The following is a 1,874-nucleotide window of genomic DNA, read 5'->3' as shown; positions in this document are numbered from 1 at the left end:
CCCGTAGCCGGCCAGCCCTGAACAGAGCGCTCCAGTTGGCCAGACTGGCCAACTTGGAGCGCTCGTCACAACAGACCTGCAACGGTGACCTGCGACCATCCTCGGCGCTCCAGTTCACGGCGAAGCGCCAGGTTCTCCCCGTGCGCCTGCTCCAGAGCCCTGCGGAGTTCCATGACCTCCTGGCGGTGCCGCGTCTTCAGCCGGCCGACCTCGGAGGTGAGGGCGACGATTTGCCGCTGTCGCCTTCGGCCGGGACCGGCCGGGGTGCCGGGTGGTGTGTGCGCCGCTGGTGCTCGATCCTGGCCCGCAGCTCCGGGTTCTTGTCCCGCAGCTCCGGGTTCTTGTAGAGGAAGTTCTGTGAGACGCCGGCCTCGCGCTGGACGGCTTGGAAGGTCACCTGCTCGCCGCGCTTGACCAGCGGCCGTATCGCCGCCTCGGCGGCCTTGGTCTTCTCTTCCGACTTCCGGCGGGCGGCTTCCTTGAGGGTGTCGATCCGCTGCTGCCTGTTGTCGCTCACGGCTGCGTCCCCCGGTGGCGGGTGGTGTCGATCGTGATCGTGGTCGGCCCGGCGGTCGGACTCCCGGCGCCCTGGCAGGGGCGCCCGGGGCTCCCCTGCATGGAAGCCGACAGCTTCACCAGGGCGTCACGCTCGGCCTTGCGCTGGACGAGCCACACGTTGTCGGCGGGCATCGGCCGACCGTGCCGGGCCTGGAAAGCGCTGGCCGGCCGCTCGATCAGGGCCTCGGTCTCGCCAAGCTGCCGCCGCAGCGTCTCCAAGCGGCTGGAGTCGGTGACGAACACCGAGCAGGTCAGACATGCATTGCCCTTGTCGCAGGACTGGAGCGGAGGAAGCAGGCAGTATCCGTGCGGCAGGAATCGATGAAGGAGATCAGGTGAAATGATCGCGCCCTCTGGCCGTCGTCCCGTCCAGTGTCACCGTGATCAAGGATGCGGCGGATCCGGTACTTCGCCTCGCTCGCCGTCGACACCGACCCGGCCGCCGACGCGGCCCGCATGCCTGACATCGGCCAGAGCACTGGCATCGATCTCGGCCTGGCCCACTTCGCGGTCCTGTCCGACGGCACGAAGATCGACTCCCCGCGGTTCCTGCGCCGCGCGGGGAAGAAACTCAAAAAGGCCCAGCGGGAGCTGTCCCGCAAGCAGAAGGGCTCGCAGAACCGGGCCAAGGCCCTCCGGAAGGGGCCCGCGCGCACGCGCGGGTGGCCGACGCGCGCCGCGAGTTCCACCACCGGCTCTCCACCCAGCTGATCCGTGAGAACCAAGCGGTCGCGGTGGAGGACCTGGCGGTGGGCGGCTGGCGCGCACCCGGCTGGCCAGGAGCATCCACGACGCGGGGTGGTCGCAGTTCGTGAGCATGCTGCAGTACAAGGCGGCCCGGTACGGGCGGACCTTCGTCAAGGCCGGACGGTTCGAGCCCACCAGCCAGGTGTGCTCCACCTGCGGCCACCGCGACGGCCCCCTGCACGTGCGGAAACGGACCTGCATCGCCTGGAGCACCGTCCATGACCGGGACCACAACGCCGCCCTCAACATAAAACAGGCCGCCGGACCGGCGGTGACAGCCTGCTTCAGCGCCGGTTAAGACCAGAACCCGTCCTGGCACAGCGTGAAGAAACAGGAAGCCAAGGAATCCCATACGGAAAACCGTGCCGCGTAGCGGCACAGCACCCCGTGGGACGGCCAGAATCCTCGGGCTACACCCGAACACCCGAGGAGCATGTCAAAACTGTCGGCCACACAGGTGGAACTGGCCGCATCAGCCGACCGCGCCGAGGAGTTGATCCGCGAGAGGATCAACCGCAACGGCACATCGTGCCCGAGACCGTGCACGCCGACCGCGGCACATCGACGAC

The 1,874-nt window shown here is 68.6% G+C and carries 2 protein-coding genes and 1 pseudogene; 1 reads left to right on the top strand and 2 read right to left on the bottom strand.

What is annotated here, in order from left to right; genetic code table 11:
- Positions 1-196: 196 nt before the first annotated feature.
- Both ACFY4A_RS42515 and ACFY4A_RS42510 read right to left on the bottom strand, forming a co-directional pair.
- On the bottom strand, positions 197-517 hold the full coding sequence (locus ACFY4A_RS42515) for a DUF6262 family protein (RefSeq protein WP_390834660.1): 321 nt from the start codon (positions 515-517) through the stop codon (positions 197-199).
- A complete protein-coding gene (locus tag ACFY4A_RS42510; protein WP_390834659.1) occupies positions 514-801 on the bottom strand; it encodes a hypothetical protein in 288 nt (95 codons plus the stop codon). The genes ACFY4A_RS42515 and ACFY4A_RS42510 overlap by 4 nt, the downstream gene beginning before the upstream one ends.
- A 101-nt stretch (positions 802-902) precedes the next feature.
- Here ACFY4A_RS42510 and ACFY4A_RS42505 point away from each other — a divergent pair.
- Positions 903-1,678 (top strand): annotated as a pseudogene (locus tag ACFY4A_RS42505) (RNA-guided endonuclease TnpB family protein); the annotation flags it as partial.
- Positions 1,679-1,874: the final 196 nt, after the last annotated feature.

Origin of the sequence: Streptomyces sp. NPDC001292, from assembly GCF_042896465.1 — a bacterium.
In the GTDB taxonomy this organism is placed as follows: domain Bacteria; phylum Actinomycetota; class Actinomycetes; order Streptomycetales; family Streptomycetaceae; genus Streptomyces.
The sequence above is the reverse complement of the archived record's forward strand: the minus strand, read 5'-3'. Positions and strand labels throughout refer to the sequence as shown.